The following is a 21,609-nucleotide window of genomic DNA, read 5'->3' as shown; positions in this document are numbered from 1 at the left end:
TTCAGCATAGTTGCCTGAAGAAGCCCGCTCCGAGTGGCTCTCCGTCAGCTACGTCCCAGATGCGACGCGCGCTTGCGCTTGTACATGTCGTGATCGCAGTGGGCGATCAGTTCATCGGCACTGTCGCCATTGGCCGGATAGAGGGCCAGGCCTACTGCCGCGCCCGCCAGCGTGCCGCCGGGCAGCGCGAACAGATCTACCGATTGCAGTGGCTGACGCATGATTTCTTCGAGGTGCAGGCGCACCGCTTCGGCTTCTTGCAGCGAAGCGGCATCGTCAATCATCAACACGAATTCATCGCCGGCATAGCGCGCTACGCGGTCGCCAGCACGGATGTTTGCGCGCAGGCGGTGACCAAATTCAATCAGCGCGCGATCGCCGATATCGTGGCCAAGAAGGTCGTTGATCTGCTTGAAATTGTTCAAATCGACGAACAGCACCGCAAAGGGCAGGGCGTCACCGGCGCGGCGCGAGTATTCGATGCGTCGGGCAATCGCCCGCAGCATTTCGTCGCGGTTATCCAGACCGGTCAGGGCGTCGGTGCGCAGGCCATGCTGCATCTGGCGGAAGGTGTTGGCGAGGACGCCGATTTCGTCACTGCGATGTACCTCCAGCGGCGTTTCCAGACGGCCTGCGCCCACTTCCTGCGCTGCGTGGGTCAGGCGTTTCAGATCGCCACTGATCCAGCCGACGATGGTCAGGCCCAGCCCCACTGCCACCAGCGCGGCGAGCAAGCCAATCAGGATCGAGCGTTTGACGTTGGCCGTCACGCCCAGCATGAAATCACTACGCGGCACCGCCACCGCGATGATCCAGTCCAGTCCGGCGGCGTCGCGCACGCGGTCGAAGGCCAGTTCCACGGCTTCGTCGTTCGGGCCGGTAAAGCGCCGGGTAATGGCGCCGACGGATTGATGATTGGCGGCGATGAGCGCCTGTACCTGCGCGTAAGCAGCGCGCTGCAGGGCGTCGTCGCTGTCGGCGGCATTGATGCGCGCGTTGCTGCCATCGGCCTGGCGCGCCACGTTGGGGCTGCGCGAGGAGGCGATTAGCTTGCCATCCGGCTCGATGATGAACGCCACGGCATTGCGACTGATGCTGAGCTTGCTGACGAAGTCATTCAGACGCTTCAGCGACAGATCGGTGGCCACCACGCCTTGCAGACTGCCGTGAATGTCGAGCACGCGGCGCGCGCGCGTGGCGACCAGTTCCGAGTTGCGAAAATCGATGTAGATCGAGGTCCAGGTGTGTGCGGCACTGCTTTCGCCGGCCTTGTACCAGGGGCGTGCGCGCGGCTCGAAAATCTTCTGCTCCAGCTTTGCTTCGCCGGGAATGCCGTTGATGCCGCTGAAATGCGAGATGCCGCGCGGCTGCTCCGCCTGCAGCTTTATGCGCAATTCGGCGTCCTGCTGGTTGAAGCGCCACAGGCCGTAGAACTGGCCGTGCTGATTACCGTAGTAAACGTAGTTGTTCGGGTCGATGTGCAGCGAGGTGGCGATCCAGAAACGCGTGCGCAGGGTGGCCAATTCCTTGTCCAGCTTGTCCGGCGCGGCCATGCCGTTCGGAAAGGCGGCTTCCAGCACCGCGGCCGAGCCGACGACATGGCGATCCACCGCCTGGCCAATGCGCGCCACGGTTTCCTGCAGCAGATGCATGGCAATGGTGTCCACGGCCTGGCTGCCGGTGTTGTAGGACAAAGTGCCGATCAACACGGCAACCCCGAGGACCAGAGCGGTGTAGGGCAGCGTCAGCCACTGGCGCAAGCTTAGAGAGGAAAAAGTCTTCACCGGAAACGAGACCAGAGCAGAGGGAAGGGGAGGAGGGGTGTGCGTTTGTTCGACAGGCGGCCAAATCTGGCCGGCCAGTGGTACGCAAAACCTTCGGGCCCGCATTGTGGCACAGGCCAACGGGCAGGCGTATGGGCGACTCGTGAATGGTGTGTGCCTGAAGAGCCGCCCCCATATTGCCTCTCCGGCATGCCTGCTTGCAGAGTCAATCCAGAGGCGGCTCTTCAGGTATGCACTCGCGACTATCTCCTCCATGAGCGCCGTGCGGAACAATTCCGGCTATCCTGCGGTCTGCCTTTCTCTTTGATCAGATCGCTACCGATGCACACTCTCCGTCTTGCTTTCCAGATGCTGCGCCGCGACCTGCGTGCGGGCGAACTCAGCCTGCTTGGCGTGGCGTTGTTTGTCGCGGTGCTGGCGCTGACCAGCGTCAGCTTCGTTACCGGGCGCGTCGAACAGGCGCTGGCGCGCGACGCCACCCAGCTGCTCGGGGCTGACGCACTGATCTCAGCCGATCATCCCGTGCCCGCAGCCATAGAGGCTGAGGCGGCGCGCCTCGGCTTGCGCATTGCTCACAGCATCACCTTCAACAGTATGGCCACGACTGAAGCCGGCGCGCAGCTGTCTGCCGTCAAGGCCGTCGATGCCGGCCACCCGCTGCGTGGCAGCCTGCTGATCGCCAATCAACCCGGCGAGGCCGGGCGCGAAGCCGGGCGCATCCCGGCCGCGGGCGAAACTTGGGTCGATGAGCAATTGCTCAACGCGCTGCAACTCAAGGCCGGCGACACGCTGGAGCTGGGCTATCTCAAACTGCGTATCGGCGCACTGGTGACTTACGAGTCTGACCGCGGCATGGGCTTCTCCAGCTTTTCGCCGCGCGTGCTGATCAACATTGCCGACCTGCCGGCCAGCGGCCTGCTGGTGGAAGGCAGCCGCGCGCGCTATCGCCTGCTGGTCGCCGGCGAGTTGCCGGTGGTGAAAAGCTTCGAAGCCTGGGTCAAGCCGCAACTGGCGCGCGGTGAGGCGCTGGAAAGCCTCGACAACGCCCGCCCCGAGCTGCGCAACGGGCTGGATCGCGCTGGCCGTTTCCTGCGCCTGACTGCCATGCTCGCCGTGGTGCTCGCCGCGGTGGCCATCGGCCTGTCGGCGCGGCGCTATCTCATGCGCCATCTGGACGGCGCGGCGGTGATGCGCTGCGTGGGGGCGCGGCGCCGCCAGCTGCTGGCCTTGTATCTCTACGAATTTCTCGGCTTCGCGTTGCTGGTTTCTGCACTGGCTTGCCTCGCCGGTTTCGGCCTGCAAGCCGTCCTCGCGGAATTGGCGCTGGCGCTGGTGAAAACCGCCTTGCCAGCGCCGGGCTGGCTGCCGGTCGTGCACGGTCTGCTCGTCGGTTTGGTGCTGACGCTCGGCTTCGTCCTGCCACAACTCCTGCGTCTGACTGGCGTGCCGCCGATCCGGGCGCTGCGCCGCGAGTGGGGCGAGATGGGCGCAGGCAGTTCCGCCTTGTGGGGCATCGGCGCTGCTGCGCTGGCTGGCCTGCTGCTGTGGATGGCGGGCGACTGGAAACTGGGCTTCGCCGTGGTCGGCGGCTTCAGCGTGGCGATTGCGCTGTTCGTCGGTGTGGCCTGGCTGCTGCTGGGATTCCTGGGGCGCGCGCGGTCGATGTCGGTTGGCTGGGGCCTGCGCTACGGTATTGCCGCCTTGTATCGCCGCCGCGCCAGCAGCGTGATTCAGGTCGTGGCCTTGTCGCTGGGGCTGGCCTGCATCCTGCTGCTCGGCCTGGTCAGTCAGGATCTGCTCGCCGGCTGGCGTCAGCAGCAGGCGCCCGATGCGCCGAATCGTTTCGTCATCGGCATCCAGCCCGAGCAGCGCGCGCCGCTTACCGAGACGCTGACCCGGAACGGCTTGCCGGTCAGCCTGCAGCCGATGATTCGCGGCCGCCTGATGAGCATCAACGGCCGTGCCGTGTCGGCCAAGGATTACCCGGAGGAACGTGCGCGTAATCTGGTCGAGCGCGAGTTCAACCTCTCGCAAGGCAGTGTGCTGCCGGCCGGCAATAGCGTGGTCAGCGGCACCTGGCATGGCGAGGCGAAGGAGCCCGTGTTCTCGATGGAGCAGGGCGTGGGCAAGACGCTCGGCATCGCGCAGGGCGACCAAGTCGAATTCCAGATCGCCGGCCAGCGCGTGGCCGGGCGAGTCGGTAGCGTGCGCAAGCTGGATTGGGATTCCATGCGCGTGAATTTTTTCTTCATTGCCGCGCCCAGCTTGCTTGACGCGCAGCCTGCCAGCTACATCACCAGCTTCTACCTCGCATCTACGCAAACCAGCGTGGTGCGCGAACTGGTTGCCGCCTTCCCCAACATCAACGTCATCGACGTCGCCGCCGTGCTGGCGCAGATCGAGAGTTTCGCCGGCCGGCTGGCGAGCATGGTCCAGTTTGTCTTCGCCTTTGCGCTATCGGCCGGCATCATCGTCCTGCTCGCCGCCCAGCAAAGCACGCACGACGAGCGCAGTTACGAGATCGCCATCCTGCGCGCACTGGGCGCCCGCAACCAGCAGGTGCGTAGCGCCTTGCTGGCCGAGTTCGCCGCGCTGGCGGGGCTGGCCGTGCTGCTCGCCAATCTTGCCGCGCTGGGCATCGGCTGGGGCTTGGCGCATTACGTATTCGAAATGGATTTCGCCCCGCGTCTCGGCCTGCTCACGCTGAGTGGCGCCGCCGCGCTGGCGGTGATCGTCGGCTTCGGCTGGTTGGGCGTGCGCGGCGTCCTGCGCCAGCCCGCGCTGGAGGGGATTCGTGCGGCCGGCTGATTCTGGCCCCAGCCTCAATTCGCCCGGCCAGCCGGGCACTCGGCCCGAACGGTTTTGGGGCGATCAATCTCAAACCCCTCGACCTGGCACCCCACCATCCGTTCGGCCCGATTGCCGCACGTAGTGCGGTGTATCGAGGGCAGGGCTGCGCTGTGCGCCGTGTATGAATCCGCCCGTACAGCCGCGCGCAGCTTGCCTCTCCAGCCTGCCTGCCCGCACAGGCCCGCCCCGCGCGCTGCTGCAGGCAGGGCCGATTTCAGGCAGATTTGTCTTGCTGCTACCATTCCGTGCAAACCATGACAGGAATCGCACCATGACCAGAGCTTTGCTTCGCCTGCTGCCCCTTGCCTTGCTGCTGTTGAGCGCCTGCGGCAGCTCGCCCGCGCAGCAGCGCGCCAACGACGGCCACGCGCTGTTTGAAGACCGCTGCAAGAATGTTGCCGGCATCAAGATCTACAAGACGGTTGAGGATGTGGAAGGGATTGTGCTGCTGAAGGTGAGGCCCAAGGCGGGCGAGCGGGAATGGGCTGATCCGATGTGGCCTGGGGCTGCGTTTGCATTGGAGCGTGAGCAAGAGGGCTATATCACCTCCTTTTTGGCCTACGAGCATTCGAGTTCCGACAAACCGGTGACTCCGCTCACACGCGGCTATATCACAACGGATTATCAGCCCAATAACCCTTCCAATCTTCCCGGCTACCGCTACGTGGATCTAATGGATGCGGCGACGGGGAAACGGGAGAGGTATTCGTTAGCGCAGAAGCCGAGGCCGACTTCAAAGATTGGCTGGATCGATACCGTTCTGGAGCACCGGCTGGCGCAGGCGGACGGGCCGCAGTATGGGGTGACATTCGAGGATCACGTGATCCCGGAAGAGCGGGTGCTGGGGCTGGCGAGCAGCACGGTGAAGGTGCTGGATCTGCAGACCAACGAAGTGCTGGGCGAGATGAAGCGCTACGCATGGACCCCGGCCAAACCTAACTCAGCCAGTCCTTCGCCGTGGCTAGCCGCATACAAATGCCCCGGAAATCCCGTTGGCGCGGATACCGCTACTCGGACTTTTGTTGATCAAGTTCTCAAACCCCACCAGGTGCAGCCATGAGCGCCTTGCTGCAAGCCGCTGTCCGCGCCCTGCGCAGCCTCGCCGAGCCCGGCGTGCTCTGGCATCTGCTCTGGCCCGCGCTGCTCTCGGCCGTGGTCTGGATCGTGTTGGGCGCGCTGTTCATCGGCGATCTGGCGGCGGCGGGTGAGATCTTGCTGCCGGGCCTGCCGTGGCTGGGTAAATGGTTCGTGGCGGGCGGCGCCTGGGCGCATCTGGCGGTGAGTGGCTTGCTGCAGATTCTGTTGTGGTGTCTGCTGTTGCCGCTGATCTTTGTCAGCGCGCTCTTGCTGGTCGCCACCGTGGCCTTGCCACTGATGCTGGAGCGGGTGGCGGCGCTCGATTACGTCGATCTGCAGCGCTGCGCTGGCGGCTCGCAATGGGGCAGCCTGCGCACCAGTCTGCGGGCGTTGGCATCTTTCCTCGCCTTGTTGCTGCTGAGCCTGCCGCTGTGGCTGATTCCCGGCGCCGGGCTGGTGATTTCGGTGCTGCTCTCGGCACGCCTGAACCGGACTTGCTTCAGCTACGATGCGCTGATGAATCACGCCGATACCGACGAGCTGGCGCGCCTGCCGCAGATCTACAAAGGCGATCTCACGCTGCTGGGCGCCATCTCCGGCGTGCTGGCTTTTGTACCGATCCTGAATTTCGTGGTGCCCGCCTGGAGCGGACTGGCCTTCGTGCATTACCTGCTGGAAGCGCTGCGCCGCGAGCGGGCGCGGCCGCTGAAAGACATTCCACAGGAGTAAACGCATGGCATTCGGCGCAATCATCATCGGCGATGAAATCCTCTCCGGCCGGCGGCAGGACAAGCATTTGAGCAAGCTGATCGAGTTGCTCGCAGCGCGTGGCTTGCAGCTGTCGTGGGCGCGCTATTGCGGCGACGAGCGCCCGCGCCTGATCGAGCTGCTGCAGCAGACGATGGCAACGGGCGATATCGTGTTTTCCTTCGGCGGCATCGGCGCCACGCCCGACGACCACACCCGCCAGTGCGCGGCGGCCGCGGCGGGCGTGGAATTGGCTCTGCATCCCGATGCGGAGCGCGAAATCCGCGCGCGTTTCGGCGCCGAAACCACGCCGCTGCGCCTGCGTCTCGGAGAGTTTCCTGTCGGCAGCCGGATCATTCCGAATCCCTACAACCGCATCCCCGGTTTCGCGCTAGGCACGCACCACTTCTTGCCGGGTTTTCCGGAAATGGCCTGGCCGATGGCGGCGTGGGTGCTGGATAACTGGTTCGCCCAGCTGCATCACACCCAGCCGCACAGCGAGGAATCGATTCTGGTGTTCGAGGCGCGCGAGGGCGAGCTGATCAGCTTCATGGAGGCACTGGAAGCGCAATACGCGGTGTCGATCTTCAGTCTGCCCAGCTTGAGTACGCCGAGCCAGCGTGGTCACATCGAGCTGGGGGCCAAGGGCGAGCCGACAGTGGTCGAGGCGGTGATGGCCGAGATCCGTGCCGAGATGACGCGGTGTGGTTTTGATTGGGTGGCTGCCGAGGATACGCGGCCGGCGGCTTGAAGTAGGGCGTCAATCGCCCGCAGGGCATTGCGCTGAATGGGAGCCTGCGGCGCAATGCGCTTCGCTTCGATTGCGCCCTACATTTTCTTTGTTTGCCTAGAGAGCCGCAATGGGCGGAGTTGTGCGGGCAGGGTGCCTGCTGCGCAAGGATGGGCGGGCTTCTTCGGTATGAGTGGCTGAAGAGGCTTGTCAGGCGAGGCTTTTGGAGGAGGTTCGTAGGAGCAGCCTCTGGCCGCGAACTCGCGCTTGGGGTGCTCCTGCACGCAGGCCCCGCCAGCGCCGACTTTACTCAGCACTCAATCCTAAGAACTCAGCACTGCCTTTAACGCAGAACGAGATTATCCCGGTGAATCAGCTCCGGCTCTTCGATGTAGCCGAGCAGGGTTTCGATCTCGCTGCTGGCATGGCGTGCAATGCGTCGCGCCTCGCCGCTGGCGTAATTGCTGAGTCCGCGCGCCAGCTCGACGCCCGCTTGGTCGCGGCAGGCCACAGCAGCGCCACGACCGAATTCGCCCTCCACACTTACCACGCCAATCGGCAGCAGGCTGGCGCCGGCCTTCAATGCCTTGGCTGCGCCTTCATCCAGTACCAGCGAGCCGGCCAGTTGCAGGTGGTCGGCCAGCCATTGTTTGCGTGCGGCCAGCGGGGTGCTGCTGGCGTAGAGCAGGGTGCCGAGACTCTCGCCAGCCGCCAGGCGGATCAGCGGATCGGTTTCGCGGCCGGAGGCGATCAGGGTGTGGGCGCCAGAGCTGGCCGCGCGTTGCGCCGCGCGGATCTTGGTGATCATGCCGCCGCGCGAGATGCCGCTGCCAGCGCCGCCGGCCATGGCTTCATAGCTGCGGTCTTCGGCCTGGCCTTCGGCAATCAGCGTGGCGGCTGGATCGCGGCGCGGGTCGGCGGTGTACAGGCCTTTCTGGTCGGTGAGGATGATCAGCGCGTCGGCTTCGATCAGGTTGGCGACCAGCGCGCCCAGCGTGTCGTTGTCGCCGAACTTGATTTCGTCGGTTACGACGGTGTCGTTCTCGTTGATGATCGGCACCACGCCCAAGCCGAGCAAGGTCGTCAGGGTGGAGCGGGCATTCAGGTAGCGCAGGCGGTCGGCCAGATCGGCGTGGGTCAGCAGCAGCTGGGCCGTCTTCAGTCCGTACTGGTTGAAAGCGCCTTCGTAGGCCTGCGCCAAACCCATCTGGCCAACCGCCGCGGCGGCCTGCAGGGCGTGGGTTTCGGCCGGGCGCTCGCTCCAGCCCAGACGCTGCATGCCGGCGGCAATCGCGCCGCTCGACACCAGTACGATCTCGCGGCCTTCGGCGCGCAGCGCAGCGATCTGCCGCGCCCAGTCGCCGATGGCGGCCAGATCAAGGCCGGCACCATTGTTGGTGACAAGGGCTGAGCCTACTTTGACGACGAGGCGGCGAGCGTTGCGGATGGAATTGCGCATGTTGGTAGGGTGCGCATTACGCACCGTCGTGCAGGGTTGATAGCGGGATGGTGCGCAATGCGCACCCTACTCAGCGAGCGTAGATGATTTCGCCGTCGTAATCGTCGTCTTCATCATCTTCGTCCTCCTCGTCTTCATCCGCCTTGCCGATCGGGAAGGCTTCCGGGCCGCCATTGACGGCTGCGCGTTTCTCTTCATCCGAGAGCTTGGGCTGGGCGTCGAGGAAATCCTGAATCGCGAAGATCAGTTTTTGGCAGCCTTCGCCATTGATGCCGGAAATCGCAAACCAGCGTTCGGGTTCGCCGTAGGCGTCGAGGAAGGCACGGACGCGGGCGTCGCGCTCTTCTTCGGGAATCAGATCGAGCTTGTTGAGGACAAGCCAGCGGGTCTTCTGATGCAGCAATTCGTCGTACTTGCGCAGCTCTTCAACGATGGCGCGCGCTTCATGCACCGGATCGGTAGACGGATCGAAGGGGGCGAGATCGACGAGGTGCAGCAGTACGTTGGTGCGTTGCAGGTGACGCAGGAAGCGGTGGCCGAGGCCCAGACCTTCGGCGGCGCCTTCGATCAGGCCGGGAATGTCGGCGATGACGAAGCTGCGGCCTTCAGAAGTACGCACGACGCCAAGATTCGGCGCCAGCGTGGTGAAGGGATAACCCGCCACCTTGGGTTTGGCGGCGGAAACGGCACGGATGAAAGTGGACTTGCCGGCGTTGGGCATGCCCAGCAGACCGACGTCCGCCAGCACCTTGAGTTCCAGCGCGAGGCTGAATTGCTGGCCCGGCTCGCCATTGGTTTTCTGACGCGGCGCGCGGTTGGTGCTGCTCTTGAAGTGGATGTTGCCGAGGCCGCCTTTGCCGCCACGGGCGATCAGCAGCATCTTGCCGTCCACGTCCAGATCGGCGATCAGCTCACCGGTCTCGTGATTCTTGATCAGCGTGCCGACCGGCATGCGCAGGGTCATGTCATCACCGCCCTTGCCATAGCAGTCGGTGGTGCCGCCTTTTTCGCCGTGTTCGGCGCGGAAGGAGCGGGTGTAGCGGAAATCGACCAGGGTGTTCAGGTTGCGATCCGCCACCGCGTAGATGCTGCCGCCGTGGCCGCCATCGCCGCCATCCGGGCCGCCACGGGGGATAAATTTTTCGCGACGGAACGAGGCATTGCCGTTGCCACCATCGCCGGCGAATACTTCAATGCGTGCTTCGTCGTAAAACTTCATGTTCGGACTTCCAGAAAGGTACTGCTATTGGTCCTTTTTTCCGGGCTGAAGTGCCCCGGCAGAAAAGGAAAAAGCCCTATCGCGCTGCGACAGGGCTTTCGGGTGTCGCTCGGAGCCTGATTAAACAGCGGCTTCCGGAACGATGATCACGGTACGACGACGCGAAGCGCCCTTGACTGCGAACAGCACGCGGCCGGTCTTCAGTGCGAACAGGGTGTGATCCTTGCCCATGCCGACGTTTTCACCGGGGTGATACTCGGTGCCACGTTGGCGAACAAGAATGTTGCCAGCCAGCACGAGTTGACCACCGTAGCGCTTTACGCCGAGTCGTTTTGATTCAGAGTCGCGGCCGTTACGTACACTGCCGCCTGCTTTTTTGTGTGCCATAGCGTATTAGCTCCTGCTTAAGCCGAAATCGCGTCAATGCGGATTTCGGTGTAGTTCTGACGGTGACCCTGATGCTTCTGGTAGTGCTTACGGCGACGCATCTTGAAGATCTCGACCTTCTTGTGACGACCCTGAGTCAGAACAGTAGCCTTGACACTCGCACCTTCAATCATGGGCGTACCGATTTTCACGGTTTCGCCTTCACCAACCATAAGAATCTGGTCGATGGTGATTTCAGTGCCAACGTCTGCCGGTATCTGTTCTATTTTGATTTTTTCGCCGGCAGCAACGCGATACTGCTTGCCTCCGGTTTTTATGACCGCATACAACATGTTGGACTCCAATTACAAAGAGCGTGGGAAACCATAGATTATGCAGATTCGGCCTGCCTCGGTCAAGAACAATCTGCTTCTAAAATAGGGATTTCATCGCGCCCCGGTTTGATGCCGGTTAAAACAGACTGGCCTTGACGATGTTGCGCTGCGCCTCATACCATCGCGCCTTTCCCCAAGCTTATAACGTGGCTGCCTTGCAACTAGAACAACTCTACGCGCCGCTTGCTTCCGACATGGAGGCGGTCAATGGCGTTATCCGCAAGCGCCTGCATTCTGAAGTGGCTTTGATCAGCCAGGTGTCCGAATACATCATCGCGGCGGGTGGCAAGCGCATGCGCCCGGCCTTGCTGTTGCTGGTGGCGAATGCTTTGGGCTATCGCGGCACGCATCATCACGAGTTGGCTGCCGTGGTTGAATTCATTCATACCGCGACCCTGCTGCACGATGACGTGGTGGATGAGTCTGATTTGCGGCGCGGCCGCAGTACGGCAAATGCCCTGTTCGGTAATGCGGCAGCGGTGCTGGTCGGCGACTTTTTGTATTCGCGCGCTTTTCAGATGATGGTGGGGATCGAAGACATGCGCGTGATGCGCGTGCTGGCTGATGCAACCAATGTGATTGCCGAAGGCGAAGTGCTTCAATTGTTGAATGTGCACAATGCAGATGTCAGCGTCGAGGCCTATCTGCAGGTGATTCACTATAAGACGGCCACGCTTTTCGAAGCGGCGGCACGTCTTGGTGCAATTCTGGGTGGGCTGAATGAAGCCGGGCAGGAGCGCATGGCGGCCTTCGGCCGGCATATAGGCACCGCCTTCCAGTTGATTGACGATGTACTGGACTATTCCGGTGACGAAGAGGCGACCGGCAAGCATCTGGGTGATGATCTGGCTGAGGGCAAGCCGACACTGCCGCTGATTCACGTAATGCTGCATGGCTCGGCGACGCAGGCAGCGCTGGTGCGTCAGGCGATTGAAGAGGGTGGGCGCGAAGCGTTTCCGGCGGTGATCGAAGCGGTCAAGGATTGTGGTGCGCTAGAGGCTACCTGCGTGTTTGCGCGTCAGGAAGCTGAGCAAGCTGCGGCACTGATTTCCGATCTACCGGCTTCCATTTTCAAGGATAGCCTGCTACAATTATGTTCTTTCGCGGTTGCGCGTCAGCATTAAGATCGCAACGGCAAACGGGGTGTAGCTTAGCCTGGTAGAGCGCTACGTTCGGGACGTAGAGGCCGGAGGTTCGAATCCTCTCACCCCGACCAGGATTCTTGGCGGATCAATGACTTGAAAAGGTTGTTGATTCGCCAATTTCATTTCTGGAGGCCGCTCAGCGGCAAGTTTTTCGACTTTGCCCCTCCTGGGGTCGGCATTTCTGGATTTTCGCTCCGTACGTTTTTTCTGATTGAGGAAAAAATGTATGGCTTCCGTCGAAAACCGTTCGCGCTTCAAATCTCGATCCAGACTCTCCCCGATCTGAGCCCAACCTTTCCGCATTCCGCCAAACTGGTTGCATAGCCCTACGCCCCTCCTGAATGCCTCTGTGCGGTACTCCGCATTGCCAGGCGCAGCTTTCTGTCTACACGAGCAGATCTCATCGGCTTCAACTTTTCGATATTTCGCCCGATATCAGCAGGAGGTGAAGAGGCGAGTGGGCATCGGCGCTACGTTGCAGCAGGCGGCCGTCCGCTATCTTCCCGCCTGCCGCGAGAGTGAGGTGCCCGGCCCGCGGGTGCTCGCAGGCCTTAATTAGTGGCAAAGAGTGTACAAACGAAGGGTTCCGCCATGAACTTCCGCTCGATTCGTGTTCGTCTGCTCGGCATGATTACGCTGCTGACCCTTGGCTTCGCCTTTTACCTTTTACGTGATATTGCTCGCAATTATCTGGCCATGCAGGAGAACAGCCACATCGCCGCCGTCAGCGAAGTCGCTATTGCAGACAGTGCGCTGGTGCATGAGTTGCAGAAGGAGCGCGGGCTGTCAGCTGGCTTCATTGGCAGCAAGGGGCAGAGTTTTCGGAGTGAACTGCAAACTCAGCGTCGGGATACCGATCTCAAGGCTAAAGCGCTGGAGGCTGCGATCAAGGCCGCGCAGGCCGAGCTTCCCGCGACGCTGACTCGGCGCCTTTCTGATGCTGCCGATTTCCTGCGGCAGATGGAGACCCAGCGTGTTGCGATCAGTGCTTTGAATCTGCCGGGGCCGGACTCGTTTGCTTATTTTTCCCGTGCCATCGAACTCAATCTGGAGGCGGTTTCAACTGTTGCCCCCAGCCTCGGCAATGCCGAGATGATGCGACGATTCATCACTTACACAATGTTCGTGCAGGCCAAGGAGCAGGCTGGTCGCGAGCGCGCGACGCTGAATGCGGCCTTCTCTGCCGACAAGGCTTTTGATCTGCCTCTGCTTAATCGCCTGGCTGGCATTCTCGCCAATCAGGATACGTATCTGGTCAGCTTCCGCGCCATGGCCACTCCCGACGAAATCGACGCACTGGAACAACTGCTGGTCTCGCCTCCGGCGCAGGAAACTGCAAGCCTGCGCAATGGCGCGCTGAAGAAAGCCGCCGAAGGTAATTTCGGCGTGGCGCCAGCGCTCTGGTTTGCCACCATTACAAAAAAAATCGAAGCAATGAAGGGCCTCGAAGACCAGATCGCCACCAGGACAATTACCGCCGCTGCACAGTTGCATCGTTCATCACGCAATGCGCTGCTGATTGCCGTTTTGCTCAGCGTGCTTACCATCGGCCTTTCCCTGGTCTTTGCCCGTCTGCTCTTTCACATGTTGCGCGATGTCCATCACATCACCGAAACCGCCCTCAGCGTGGCCGATGGCGTCCTCAGCAAGAGCATCACCGTGGATCGCAGTGATGAGATCGGCGAACTGCAGGGCGCCATGGCGCGCACTGTGAGCAATCTCACCTCGATCATCGGCGAGGTGCGCTCGGCTGCCAACAACCTGAGCAACGCAGCCGACCAGGTTTCGGCCACCGCCCAGTCGCTCGCCCAGTCCACGTCGGAACAGGCCGGCAGTGTCGAGGCCACCACCGCGTCAATGGAGCAGATGGGGGTATCCATCGCCCAGAACACGGAGAACGCCCACCTTACTGACAGCATGGCTGCCAAAGCGGCCAAGGAGGCCACAGAGACTGGCGCAGCGGTTACGCGCACGGTCGAGGATATGCGCAGCATTGCCCGCAAGATCGGCATCATCGACGACATCGCCTATCAGACCAATCTGCTCGCCCTAAACGCCGCCATCGAAGCTGCGCGCGCCGGCGCGCACGGCAAGGGCTTTGCGGTGGTCGCCGCAGAGGTACGCAAGCTTGCCGAGCGGTCACAGGTTGCCGCTCAGGAAATCAACGCCCTGTCGAATTCATCCGTCGAGCAGGCCGAGCGCGCGCTGATGCTGCTCACCGCGATGGTGCCGAGCATCAACAAGACCTCTGGGCTGGTTCAGGAAATCGCCTGCGCCTCGTCCGAACAATCGACTGGCGTTGGCCAGATCAATGGCGCTATGGGCCAGCTTAGCAACGCCACGCAGCAAAACGCTGCAGCCTCCGAACAACTGGCTGCGACCGCCGAAGAACTCGGCGCGCAGGCCCAGCAGTTGCTGCAAACAATGACCTTCTTCAGTCTGGATGGCAGCAAGCCGCTAAAAGCAAAGGGCCGAGGCATGGCCTGAAGAGGCAAGCTGGACGGGCATCTCAGGGGTGACTGTCTGTAAAGCTATGCTGGGTGAGGGTTTGCGGCGAGCATGGGCGAGCATGGGCGAGCGTGGGCGAGCCCGTCCAGCTGAGGTTCGTAGATGAGTTGGCCCGCCAGCGCTTCACACTCCCTCGCTTCTGGTTCGCAAAAAGGCCACGTGTCTGCGTGGCCTTTTTGCGTTTACGAGCGCAGGAACTCAGTTTCAGGCCGTCTGCAGTTCCGCCTCATGCCAGCCCAGGGTGACCAAGGCTTTGGTCAGCATGCTGATGGCTTCGGCGCGACTGATACTGTCTGGCAGCTTGAACTGCTCCGCGCTGATCAGGGGCTCGCGTTCCGGTGCCTGGGTGGCGTGATGTTTGAACAGGTACAAGCCCATGCCGTGCTCGTCAGTGCCCACGATGCCGTAGCGTCGACTGCCGTGGATGCCACGGATCCACCAACTCCAGCGTGGCGCAAGGCCGCTGGGGCAGTGGTTGGTTGATTCGATCTGAAAGGCCATGACGAGAATCGTTGGAGTAAAAAACCAAAGAATGTCATATTAGGGTAAATACCTACATGCTTGCTAGAGTCCAATTGCAAACATGTGCAAGTGATTGATCTGCAACAGGTGATTGTTTGCGCGTGATCGCGATGGTGGCTGCGTGTTATCCTCTTGCGCTCTTTCAATCCTCGTCGGTACAGGCCGGCGACACATATGAATCTGGCCTTTGGCTTGTTCTTGCTGATCCTGCTTAATGGTGTGTTTGCCATGGCTGAGATCGCACTTGTCTCCTCGCGCAAGGCGCGTTTGCAGAAACTGGCCGATGATGGCTCGCTTGGTGCCAAAGCCGCCATGCGTCTGCATGATGACCCCTCCAGCTTTCTGTCCACCGTTCAGGTTGGCATCACTTCCATCGGGATTCTGAGCGGTGTGGTCGGTGAAGATGCGCTGGCAACACCGATTGCCGAGTGGCTGGCGACATTTTCCGGCTTCGAACTCTATGCGCGCCCGGTCGCTGTTGGCCTGGTGGTGGTCTTGATTACCTATCTGTCGGTAGTGATCGGCGAACTGGTGCCCAAGCGCCTGGCCCTGCTGGCGCCGGAGAAAATTGCCGCCATTATCGCGCCGCCCATGACTGCATTGGCTCGGGTGACACGTCCGCTGGTGTGGCTGTTTTCCTTTTCGGGTGATCTGATCCTGCGCCCCTTCAACGCCCGCCGTTCGAATGAGCCGCCGGTGACTGACGAAGAGATCAAGGTGCTGATGGAGCAGGGCGCAGAAGCCGGCGTGTTCCATGAAAGCGAGCAGGAGATCGTTTCCAATGTGCTGCGTCTGGACGAACAGCGCATCGGCACGATCATGACGCCGCGCAAGGACGTGCATTTCGTGGATCTGGACGAGCCGGAAGAGTTGCGCAGCAAGATTGACGAAAACGAATATGGTCGTCTGGTGGTGTGCCGTGGTGGTCTGGAGAACGTACTCGGCGTGCTGCATGTGGGCGATCTGCTCAAGCCTGCGCTGGCTGGCGGCGTGCTCGATGTCGAGTCCGTTACGCGCCCGGCCTTGTTCGTGCCGGACACGGTGACGACCTCGCAACTGCTCGAGAATTTCCGCAAGACCCGCGTGCAGTTCGCGCTGGTGGTGGATGAGTACGGCGAACTTGAAGGCGTCGTGTCTCTGACTGACGTATTGACCTCCATCGTTGGCGAATTGCCGGATGATGACGAGGAAGTCGATGCCGACGCCGTGCAGCGCGAAGACGGCAGCTGGCTGCTGGATGCCTCAATGATGGTCGAGCGTTTCTGCAGCATGTTCGATGTGGATGAGCTACCCGGCTCCGACACTGGCGGCTTCCACACCATCGGTGGTTTTGTAATGCATCAGCTCGGCCGCGTGCCGCGCGTGGCGGATCATTTTGAATGTCTGTCGATGCGTTTTGAAGTGCTCGATATGGATCGTCACCGCGTCGACAAGGTGCTGCTGACCTTGCTGGAAAGCGCTGCTGACGCTGACAAGCGCGAGAAAAACGACGCCTGATTCCTCTGTTTCGTAGCCCGGATCCCGTTGCGCTGCATACCGGGCTACAAACGCCTCTGCCCGCAGACCCGCCCCGGGCCTGCCTCTTCACTGATGATGCCTGAAGATGCCCGTCCTGCGCGGCTCTTCAGCCTGCCTTGTTTCAAGCCCCTTCCTGCCCGCATGGGCAAAGAGCCCTGTTTGTTGTGGCAGCGCAATAAAAGCGCCTTCAGATACGTTTGCGCACGTCGTTAGGAGAAAAGAGCGGTTGTTGTCCCGGGAGGGCGCCAGCTCGATAACCTGACACACGGGGGCGTGATGAAATCAATATTGCTGGTGGATGATTCGAGCACGGTGCTGCTCAGTACTTCAAGCATCCTGAGCAAATCGGGTTATGAGGCGCACAAGGCGCTTTCCGGCGAGGAAGGGCTCAGGCTGCTGAATGGCGGTTTGCGGCCGAATCTGATCATTACCGATCTGAACATGCCGGGCATGAACGGCATCGAGTTCATCAAGGCGGTGCGCCTGCTGGCGCCGCTGAAATTCGTACCCATCCTGTTTCTCACTACCGAATCGCAACAGGCCAAGCGTGCCGAAGCCAAGGCTGCCGGGGCTTCAGGCTGGCTGGTCAAGCCGGTTACCGCCGATGAGCTGATTTCTACCGTCAAGTTGGTGGTGAAATGAGCGCTACGCCCAAACCCGTTAATTGCCGCAGCTGCTTCATCGTGCGCGTGTCGCTGGTGTCGCTGTCGACGGTCATCATCATCGGCATCTGTGCCTGGTGGGGCTTTGGCTGGCTTGAGCCCCTGCTGCACGAATGGTTCGGTCTGTCGGATCGTGGAGGCGCCTTGCTGATGGTGGAAGTTGCCGTGCTGGCCGCTTTTGCCGTGCAGTTTCTGACTTCCTGGTTTCTGTATCGCGATCCGGCTTTTGGCCTTGCCAAGGAAGAGGAGCAGGTCGAAGAGGCGGGGCTGAATCTTTGGCATAACCGCGTGGCGCCGGTACAGCGCGAACTGTTGGCCTTTCCGGCCTTTCAGAATGTGGTCGCCACCCAGCTCGGTGCCATGAGTTCGCAGACCGAAGCGGCGGCCATGAAAATCATGGAGCGGCTGCAGAAAGTGGATGAACACCTGTGTGCAATGAATGAGTTCATCGGCTACTTCAACAGTGAGTCTGAACGCATGGCGGAAAGCTCGCGCCGCAGCATGTCTGAAAATCAGGCGCAGGTGGATGACATGCAGCGCTACATCGCTGAGCGGGTGACGGACACTGGCGTACAGCAAGAGAAAATTGCCGCGATTGTCGCCGATGCGCGCGGCCTGCAATCCCTTGTGGATCTGATCAAACATGTAGCTAGCCAGACCAATCTGCTGGCCCTGAATGCGGCGATTGAGGCGGCTCGTGCGGGCGAAGCCGGGCGAGGGTTTGCGGTGGTGGCTGACGAGGTACGCAAGCTCTCGGTGCAGACCGAGCAGGCCGTGCTGCAGATCCGTGAAGGCATCATGAAGGTCGCTTCCAATGTCGAGGAGCAGTTTGCCGATAGCCTTGCGCATGACGTGCAAAAAGATGAGGTCGTCACGCTGGAGGTTTTCGCAGGTCAGCTGACGGAAATGGGGGCGCGTTACGGCTATCTGGTGCTGCGTGAGAGCGAGACGGTGGAGCAGTTGCGCAATACCAGCGAGGCGCTGACGCATGCCTTCATGGATGTGATGGCCGACATCCAGTTTCAGGATGTGACGCGTCAACAAGTCGAGCACGTGGTCGGTGCCATGGGTGGCCTGGCTGAGCATCTGGCGCAGATGGCACAAACCTTGGATCAGTCGCGCAGCGATGTGCCGCCATTGCGTCCGCTAGGCGAACGGCTGGACGAAATGTTTTCCGGTTATGTGATGGATGGACAGCGCGATGCGCATGCCTCCGCCCTGGGGCGTAATGCTGCGCCGGCCGGTGGTGGCGGCAAGAAAATCGAGTTGTTTTGAGGTGCGCCGACATGAATGAAACCCGCCGCACCAGGCCCCTGCTGCGAACTATCGTGATATCAAAATTGCGTATCAACAGATTCTGAAACGGAGTCAACAACATGACAGAGGCAAAAACAAAAGCCAAGCCCAAAGCCGAGCGCCTCACGCTCAACGGCGGGCTGAACATCTACAGCGCACCGGAGATCAAGCTGCAACTGCTGCAGGCGGTTGAATCCGCCGCGCAGGTCGAGCTGGATCTGCTCAAGGTTGAGGAGCTCGACACCGCCGGCTTGCAGGTGCTGGTGCTGGCCAAGCGCGAGGCGATCCGCCTGGGCCACAACCTGGCCATCGTGGCGCACAGCGCCGAGGTGCAAGAGACGCTGGACCTGTGCGGCATGGTTGGTTGGTTTGGCGATCCGCTGCTGGTTGCGGCTGAACAATCTTCAATGGGGGCTTGAATCATGGATCCGGTACGCGAAGCCTTTATTGCCGAATGCCAGGAATTGCTGACAGTGCTGGATGAAAGCCTGCTGGCGCTGGAGAAAGACGGCAACAACCCCGAACTGATCAACGCCATTTTCCGCGCAGTGCACACCATCAAGGGCGGTGCGGGCGTCGTCGAATGCCGCTACATCGAAAGCTTTGTGCATGTGCTCGAAAACCTGCTGGACGATGCGCGCGAAGAACGCCTGCAGTTGGGCGCCGAGCTGATTGACCTGATTTTCAGCTGCATTGATCATATCCGCGCCTTGCTCACCTTCGTGGCCGATGAAATCAGCAGTCCGCCGGTCGAATTGCTGGCGCAAGGCGCTGCCTTGCATGCCTTGCTGCACAAGATTACCGGCACCGAGACAGCCGACGCCGGCAGTGCGCTGGCCCGCTCCGATGGCCCGCTGCATGCCGCGCGCGGCGGCCTGATCGGCCATGATTGCTGGCACATCTCGATCCGCTTTGGCACGAACGTACTGCGCGAAGGCATGGATCCGCTGTCCTTCATCCGTTATCTGGCCAGCTTTGGCGAGATCACCCACATCACCACCCTGACCGATGCCATTCCGCCGGCCGAGGAAATGGATGCCGAGAGCTGCTATCTGGGATTTGAAATCGATTTCAAATCCGATACCAGCAAGGAAAAGATCGAACGCGTCTTCGAATTCGTGCGCGATAACTGCCTGCTGCGCATCCTGCCGCCAGACAGCCGCCTGGATGATTACATCGCCTTGATCATGAGCCTGCCGGAAGACAATCTGCGCCTCGGCGAGATTCTGGTGAAGGCCGGCGTGCTGACCGAACAGGAACTGAATGCTGGCCTGACGGTGCAGCAACAGGACATCACCGACGAACCGGCGCCGCCGCCGCTGGGCGAGATTCTGGTGGAACAGCAAGTGGTGCAGAAGGCACTGGTCGAAGCCGCCGTCAGCAAACAAGTGCAGGGTAGCGAGCGGCGCGCACAGGATGCGCAGCTGATCCGCGTGCATGCTGACAAGCTCGATCACCTGATCAATCTGGTCGGCGAACTGGTGATTGCCGGCTCGGCGGTTTCCTTGCTGGCGCAGCGCTCGCACGATGCCGTGATGAGCGAGGCTACCTCGACCATTTCGCGTCTGGTCGAAGAAGTACGCGATGGCGCTTTGCGTCTGCGCATGGTGCAGATCGGCGACGTATTCACCCGCTTCCAGCGGGTCGTGCGTGATGTCTCCAAGGAGATCGGCAAGGACATCGAATTGCGCGTGCAGGGCGAAGACACTGAACTGGATAAAAGCGTGGTCGACAAGATCGGCGATCCGCTGATGCATCTGGTACGCAACGCGATGGATCACGGCATCGAAAGCGCCGAAGTGCGCCGCACCCAGGGCAAACCGGAACGCGGCATGCTCGGCCTGAATGCCTATCACGAATCCGGCAGCGTGGTGATCGAGGTCTCCGACAACGGCGGTGGCCTGAACCGTACGCGCATCCGCGAAAAAGCCATCGCGCGTGGCCTGATCGCCGCTAACGCAGAAATGAGCGATCAGGAGCTGTGTCGGCTAATTTTCGAACCCGGCTTCTCCACCGCCGAGCAGGTCAGCAGCCTGTCCGGGCGCGGCGTCGGCATGGATGTCGTGCGCCGCAATATCGAAGCCCTGCGCGGCACGGTGGATGTGGAAAGCGTTGAAGGGCAGGGCACGCTGATTCGCATCCGTTTGCCGCTGACGCTGGCGATCATCGATGGTTTCCTGATGGGCGTTGGCGGTTCAGCCTTCGTGGTACCGCTGGAAATGGTCGAAGAATGCATCGAGCAGAGCCATACGAACACAGGCAGCAACTACATCAACCTGCGCGGCGAGGTGCTGCCCTGCATCCGCCTGCGCGAATTCCTCGAGATCGGCGGCCCCGCCGGCAAGCGCGAAAACGTGGTGGTGGTGCGTTACGGCGGGCGCAAGGCCGGGCTGCTAGTCGATGAATTGATGGGTGAATTTCAGACCGTGATCAAACCGCTCGGTCGCATTTTCCAGAAGCTGCGCGGCGTCGCCGGTTCCACGATTCTGGGCGGTGGTGAGGTGGCTTTGATTCTGGATGTGCCTGCATTGATCGGCCTGGCGGCTGATCAGGAAAAAACCAAGCGCGCGGTGAGCATGAGTAACGGCTAATCCACGACGATTAATAATTTCAAACGAAGGAGCTGGATCATGTTCAAAAACTTGAAACTCGGTGTGAAACTAGCCATTGGATTTGGCCTGATCGTGGCCTTGATGGCAGTGATTTCAGTTCTCGCTTTCACCCGGGTCGGGGTGCTGAATGAAAAAGTGAATTTGATGGCCAATGACCGTTTCCCGAAAACGGTACTGGTCAATGACACCATCAACGATCTGGATACGATTGCCCGGCGTTTGCGCAATGCCATGCTGGCCGACAAACCGGATGTGGTTAAAGCCGAACTCGACCAGATCCCGGATTTGCGCAAGCAGATCAGTGAAAACATCGATAAATTGGACAAGTCCATCACCTCGGACAAGGGCCGCGATCTGCTCAAGACTGTGAGTTCCACGCGTGCAGCGTATGTGGCTTCTCAGGATGTGGTGATCAAGGCGATAAATGAGAACCGGCGTGCCGATGCGGTGACCGCCATCTTCGGCGACCTGCGCAAGACGCAAGGTGAATACATGGGTGCCTTGAAGGCCTTGAACGAGTTCCAGACCAAGATCATGGAAGCCGACGGGGATGAAGCCGAGGCCCTCGCCCAGCAAACCCGCACCCTGGTGCTGGTGACCTTCCTGGTCGCGCTGGTGCTTGCCGCACTTGCCGCCTGGATCGTCACCCGCAGCATCACCAAACCGATTGGCGACGCATTGGATGTAGCGACCCGGATCGCCGAGGGCGATCTCACCGC

The 21,609-nt window shown here is 61.2% G+C and carries 18 protein-coding genes and 1 tRNA gene; 13 read left to right on the top strand and 6 right to left on the bottom strand.

Annotated features, from left to right (window positions below; all coding sequences use genetic code 11):
- Positions 1–44: 44 nt before the first annotated feature.
- Positions 45–1,784, bottom strand: coding sequence for a diguanylate cyclase domain-containing protein (locus ABXR19_RS18335; protein ID WP_354602603.1), 1,740 nt, complete (start codon positions 1,782–1,784; stop codon positions 45–47).
- Positions 1,785–2,105: 321 nt separating this feature from the next.
- Here ABXR19_RS18335 and ABXR19_RS18330 point away from each other — a divergent pair, with 321 nt between their 5' ends.
- The 4 genes from ABXR19_RS18330 (at position 2,106) to ABXR19_RS18315 (ending at position 7,209) form a co-directional block, all read left to right on the top strand.
- Positions 2,106–4,592 carry an ABC transporter permease gene (locus tag ABXR19_RS18330; protein WP_354602602.1) on the top strand — a complete coding sequence of 829 codons (2,487 nt, stop codon included), beginning with the start codon at positions 2,106–2,108 and terminating at the stop codon, positions 4,590–4,592.
- Positions 4,593–4,905: 313 nt separating this feature from the next.
- On the top strand, positions 4,906–5,694 hold the full coding sequence (locus tag ABXR19_RS18325) for a hypothetical protein (RefSeq protein ID WP_354602601.1): 789 nt from the start codon (positions 4,906–4,908) through the stop codon (positions 5,692–5,694).
- On the top strand, positions 5,691–6,440 hold the full coding sequence (locus ABXR19_RS18320) for an EI24 domain-containing protein (RefSeq protein ID WP_354602600.1): 750 nt from the start codon (positions 5,691–5,693) through the stop codon (positions 6,438–6,440). The genes ABXR19_RS18325 and ABXR19_RS18320 overlap by 4 nt, the downstream gene beginning before the upstream one ends.
- 4 nt (positions 6,441–6,444) lie before the next feature.
- Positions 6,445–7,209: a competence/damage-inducible protein A gene (locus ABXR19_RS18315; protein WP_354602599.1), complete on the top strand. Its 765-nt coding sequence runs from the start codon at positions 6,445–6,447 to the stop codon at positions 7,207–7,209.
- A gap of 322 nt (positions 7,210–7,531) precedes the next feature.
- On the opposite strand, the gene proB is transcribed toward ABXR19_RS18315, so the two are convergent.
- The 4 genes from proB to rplU form a co-directional block, all read right to left on the bottom strand.
- A complete protein-coding gene (gene proB, locus ABXR19_RS18310; RefSeq protein ID WP_354602598.1) occupies positions 7,532–8,647 on the bottom strand; it encodes a glutamate 5-kinase in 1,116 nt (371 codons plus the stop codon).
- A gap of 70 nt (positions 8,648–8,717) precedes the next feature.
- Positions 8,718–9,866, bottom strand: coding sequence for an Obg family GTPase CgtA (gene cgtA, locus ABXR19_RS18305; RefSeq protein WP_354602597.1), 1,149 nt, complete (start codon positions 9,864–9,866; stop codon positions 8,718–8,720).
- Positions 9,867–9,986: 120 nt separating this feature from the next.
- Positions 9,987–10,253 (bottom strand): 50S ribosomal protein L27, encoded by a 267-nt coding sequence (gene rpmA, locus ABXR19_RS18300; RefSeq protein WP_354602596.1) that lies wholly within the window; start codon positions 10,251–10,253, stop codon positions 9,987–9,989.
- A 17-nt stretch (positions 10,254–10,270) separates the two neighbouring features.
- A complete protein-coding gene (rplU, locus tag ABXR19_RS18295; RefSeq protein WP_354602621.1) occupies positions 10,271–10,582 on the bottom strand; it encodes a 50S ribosomal protein L21 in 312 nt (103 codons plus the stop codon).
- 200 nt (positions 10,583–10,782) lie between these two features.
- On the opposite strand from rplU, the gene ABXR19_RS18290 reads away from it, so the two are divergent.
- From ABXR19_RS18290 to ABXR19_RS18280, 3 genes are all read left to right on the top strand, one after another.
- Entirely contained in the window at positions 10,783–11,751 is a 969-nt protein-coding gene (locus ABXR19_RS18290; protein ID WP_435594341.1) for a polyprenyl synthetase family protein, read from the top strand.
- 15 nt (positions 11,752–11,766) lie between these two features.
- Positions 11,767–11,843 (top strand) — tRNA-Pro (locus ABXR19_RS18285).
- Positions 11,844–12,363: 520 nt separating this feature from the next.
- Complete coding sequence (locus ABXR19_RS18280; RefSeq protein WP_354602595.1) at positions 12,364–14,259, top strand: methyl-accepting chemotaxis protein; 1,896 nt, start codon at positions 12,364–12,366, stop codon at positions 14,257–14,259.
- A 225-nt stretch (positions 14,260–14,484) separates the two neighbouring features.
- Here the strand turns inward: ABXR19_RS18280 and ABXR19_RS18275 are convergent, their stop codons facing one another.
- Complete coding sequence (locus ABXR19_RS18275) at positions 14,485–14,781, bottom strand: hypothetical protein (RefSeq protein ID WP_354602594.1); 297 nt, start codon at positions 14,779–14,781, stop codon at positions 14,485–14,487.
- A gap of 195 nt (positions 14,782–14,976) precedes the next feature.
- Here ABXR19_RS18275 and ABXR19_RS18270 point away from each other — a divergent pair, with 195 nt between their 5' ends.
- From ABXR19_RS18270 to ABXR19_RS18245, 6 genes are all read left to right on the top strand, one after another.
- Positions 14,977–16,299, top strand: a complete 1,323-nt coding sequence (locus ABXR19_RS18270; protein WP_354602593.1) for a hemolysin family protein — start codon at positions 14,977–14,979, stop codon at positions 16,297–16,299.
- A 297-nt stretch (positions 16,300–16,596) separates the two neighbouring features.
- Positions 16,597–16,962 carry a response regulator gene (locus tag ABXR19_RS18265; protein WP_354602592.1) on the top strand — a complete coding sequence of 122 codons (366 nt, stop codon included), beginning with the start codon at positions 16,597–16,599 and terminating at the stop codon, positions 16,960–16,962.
- Positions 16,959–18,257, top strand: coding sequence for a methyl-accepting chemotaxis protein (locus ABXR19_RS18260; protein ID WP_354602591.1), 1,299 nt, complete (start codon positions 16,959–16,961; stop codon positions 18,255–18,257). The genes ABXR19_RS18265 and ABXR19_RS18260 overlap by 4 nt, the downstream gene beginning before the upstream one ends.
- 101 nt (positions 18,258–18,358) lie before the next feature.
- Positions 18,359–18,697: an STAS domain-containing protein gene (locus ABXR19_RS18255; RefSeq protein WP_354602590.1), complete on the top strand. Its 339-nt coding sequence runs from the start codon at positions 18,359–18,361 to the stop codon at positions 18,695–18,697.
- Between the two features lie 3 nt (positions 18,698–18,700).
- Positions 18,701–20,869 carry a chemotaxis protein CheA gene (locus tag ABXR19_RS18250; protein WP_354602589.1) on the top strand — a complete coding sequence of 723 codons (2,169 nt, stop codon included), beginning with the start codon at positions 18,701–18,703 and terminating at the stop codon, positions 20,867–20,869.
- 39 nt (positions 20,870–20,908) lie between these two features.
- On the top strand, positions 20,909–21,609 hold a 701-nt coding region (locus ABXR19_RS18245; RefSeq protein WP_354602588.1), incomplete at its 3' end, for an MCP four helix bundle domain-containing protein.

It is taken from the genome of Uliginosibacterium flavum (assembly GCF_040566545.1).
In the GTDB taxonomy this organism is placed as follows: domain Bacteria; phylum Pseudomonadota; class Gammaproteobacteria; order Burkholderiales; family Rhodocyclaceae; genus Uliginosibacterium; species Uliginosibacterium flavum.
Note: the sequence above shows the minus strand (reverse complement) of the source record. Positions and strands in the feature narration are given on the sequence as shown.